Raw genomic sequence first — 3472 nt, forward strand, 5'->3', positions numbered from 1 at the left:
TCTAGAAAAAATCAGCCCCAAATTCGCATAAGCTTCGGCAAACTCAGGCTGAATGCGAATTGCTTCGCGCCACTGCGCGATCGCACCATCTCGATCGCCTTGCTGTGCCAGTACATTTCCTAAGTTATAGTAAGCTTTGGCATAAGTAGGATTAATTTGAATTGCTTGTTTGTATTGCGCTTGTGCATCTGGTAGTTCGCCTTGCTGTGCCAGTGCATTGCCTAAGTTATAGTATGCTTCTGCCAGATTTGGTTGAAGTAAAATAGCTTCCCGATAGGCAGAGATCGCTTCTGGGTGTTTTCCCAACGCTGCCAAAGCTGCCCCCAAGTTTAGGTGGGCAAAGGCTAAGCTGGGATTGAGGCGGATCGCTTCTTCGTATTTCGCGATCGCTTCTTCCAATTTACCTTGCTGTTGCAGCGTCACTCCCTCGTTATAAAGAGTCTCTGCTTGCTTAAGCTGTTCGGAGGGTTTTTCGGCAGGGCTAGTGTTGTGATTGTTCTCGACACCGATCGAAACAGAAGCAAGAGATCTGCCACTATTGCCCAAATCTTGCACAGGTAGGGCAAAAACGGGCGAACTCAGTCCAATTCCAGCCATAGTAGCAAGCAGCAGATGAATCGACGAATAATGTTTTCTAGGCATAGGCATTTATTGAAGATATCTTTCCGGAATCCTACCTTAGTTTTCCCAAAATGAAACGGCTGGAAACTTTAGTAAATCTAATATTTCTCGGCTAAGAGTTCTAGTAGTACCAATCCTTTCTGGATAGCCGAGACTGCCGCTTGAGTTAGATCGCGCACTTCTAGCTTTTTTGAAGTTCCCCACCCACAAGGGGATGGGGATTCAAGGTTTCAGCGAATCAACTTGTCTAATTGAGTTTCCCCAATTAGATAGAGGTTGTTTTCTCCCCAAGCGTTAATTTCGGTTCTTCCCACCGTATTTGGCAATACTATGCCAAGCATTTCTAAGCATTTGGCTAAGATGTTTAGTGCCGCATTACGATCCCGATTTAGCACCAGTCCACACAAGCATTTATGTGTTCTGGTGCTAAGTGTTTTTCGGACTTCTTCGCCACAATTAGAACAATTAATGGAAGTGTATTGTGGTGCAACTGCTACACAAACAATTCCATGAATCTTAGCGTAATAATCAACCCAGTTAGTGAATATTCCCCAACTGGCATCATTAATTGATTTGGCAAGACAATGATTTTTTACCAAGTTTTTTATTTGCAGATCTTCGTAGACAATCAAATCGTGAGATTGAACTAACGCACTGGCGAGTTTAATAAGCCAGTCTTTACGCTGTCTACTTATTCGCAAATGTTGCTTGGCTAATCGCTGTCTTGCCTTTTCTCGATTTTTACCGCCTTTGGCTTTTTTAGAAAGCCGTTTTTGTAAACGTTTAAGGCGTTTTTCAGACTTTCTTAAGTAACGAGGATTGTTGATTTGATTGCATTGGGCATCCGTATAAAAATGTTCTAGACCTAAATCAATTCCTGTTACTTTCCCCGTGAAGTCATGCTTAACTTTTCTTTCTGCATCTATGCACAGTTGAGCATAATATCCATCGGAACGTTTAACAATTCTGACTCGCTTGATTTGTTCAATTGAGTATAAATGTAGATCGTAACCTCCGCGCAATCTAAATGTTCCCGCCTTAAATCTATCTTTGAAAGTGATGGCTTTTCTGTCCTCCGACAACTTCCACCCGCTCACTTTATATTCAACTGAACGGACATTCTTTTTGAAGCGAGGGAATCCTTTTTTACCAGGAATTTGCTTTTTACAATTATCATAAAACCGCTTGATGCTTGCCCATGCTCTTTCGGCACTAGCTTGTCTAGCACTAGAGTTAAGCTTCTTGCACCAAGCAAATTGTTTCGCCAAATCCTTGGTTAAAGCAGATAAGTCATATTGTCCAACACCAGCATTATCCATCCAGTATCGAATGCAGTAATTACGAATAAACTGAGCAGTCCTTATTGCCTCATCTAAGGCTTTGAACTGCTCAGTTTTTCCATATAATTTTGCTTCGAGGGTTAGCATGGTGTGATTAACTTATTTATGGTACTCATATTACCACAAAAAGACAAATGTTGCTCCGCTTTGTTTGTTGGTTGCGTTTTCATCCCCACCCACGAGGGGATGGGGCTTTCAACGCAACATCGCAGTAAAAAAAAACCCTTTTTGCTTTTGAGTCGTTAAAAGCTTGGTATAGAAGGTTTTGACGAAATTTATCCCCTCAATTATAACCGGGTTATTTACCGGGTTTTGGTATCGGGTTTGGTGGGGAGGATGCCAATTACTTGTGCTTGCGTCGAATCACACCCAGTAATGAACCAACTAAGCCTAAACCAAGCAGGGTTGTTGGTTCCGGAACTTTAGCAACTGTCTCGCCACCACCAGTACCGCCACCGACATCTGTACCACCACCAGTACCACCGCCTGTACTGCCACCGACATCTGTACCGCCACCAGTACCGCCGCCTGTACCGCCGCCAACATCTGTACCGCCACCAGTACCGCCGGAAGGCATATCGGGTAAAGTGCCATTAAATAAGTAGTTGTGAGACTCGCCATTTCCTGTTAAAGAAGCAGCGATAACGTTACCGTTAATTTGACCGTTGGTGAAGTTGAAAGCAGCAAGAGGTGCAAGAATGCTACCTTGAATGCCAATGCCGGTAGCACTTAGATTAGTGGCTTCATAAAAGTTGTAAAGAACTTTTTGCCTTTGAGCGTTTTCTGGGCTGCCGTTAATGTTAAAACCAAAGTATTGCATCTTAGCAGCATCACCACTGACGTTGACTACCACCGTAGAACCATTGGCGACGTTAATGTTGAAGCTATTAGCATTAGCCAAATCAGATGCTGATAGATTAAAAATGTTGAGGTTTGAATCCAATCCCGTTAAGGTAATTCCGCCATAGGCAATATTTTTAGTTCCGTTGGCAGTTAAACCTCCTAAATAAGAGGATAAGCCGATGAGATAATCTCCGGCAGCATTAAAGTCTAGAGGATTGCCCTGACTCAGTGTACCGCTGGGAAACCCTACTCCCGATACGTTAGCTGTGCCACCGTAGACGGCGTTACCGTGGTAAACTTGGCCGTTGTTCAGATTCAAATTACCGCCTGTTACCAGTACGTTGCCGCTATTGCTACCCAGGTGAGATCCCACGCCAAAGCCGCCTGTGAAAGTGGCGTTACCGCCAACAGCCAGTTTACCTTCTACGTCGGTACTCCATTGGTTGAAGTTGCCCAAGGTGAAGACATTGTAATCGGAGACTGGGCCCAGACTGGCTGCATAAGCTTGAGTCGAAATGCCTAATGCTAAGCTGGCTGCGATCGGAACTATTAGCTGTATTTGATTAGAAATTTTCCTCAGTTGCATAATATACCTACAAACTTAAGCGTTTAGTTTATGGTAACCGGGCAACACATTGATGAAAATACATGATGGCGAAACATCATTC

3 protein-coding genes are annotated in these 3472 nt (G+C 43.7%); all 3 read right to left on the reverse strand.

Features of this window, described 5'->3' with window-relative positions; all coding sequences use genetic code 11:
* On the reverse strand, positions 1-642 hold a 642-nt coding region (locus H6S82_RS24475; RefSeq protein WP_191056848.1), incomplete at its 3' end, for a tetratricopeptide repeat protein.
* 209 nt (positions 643-851) lie between these two features.
* Positions 852-2048 carry an RNA-guided endonuclease TnpB family protein gene (locus H6S82_RS24480; RefSeq protein WP_191056849.1) on the reverse strand — a complete coding sequence of 399 codons (1197 nt, stop codon included), beginning with the start codon at positions 2046-2048 and terminating at the stop codon, positions 852-854.
* Positions 2049-2304: 256 nt separating this feature from the next.
* The gene (locus H6S82_RS24485; protein ID WP_190467156.1) at positions 2305-3390 is read right to left on the reverse strand and encodes a choice-of-anchor A family protein; all 1086 of its coding nucleotides are present in this window, start codon (positions 3388-3390) and stop codon (positions 2305-2307) included.
* Positions 3391-3472: the final 82 nt, after the last annotated feature.

The organism is Planktothrix sp. FACHB-1355 (assembly GCF_014748295.1).
GTDB lineage: Bacteria > Cyanobacteriota > Cyanobacteriia > Cyanobacteriales > Aerosakkonemataceae > Aerosakkonema > Aerosakkonema funiforme_A.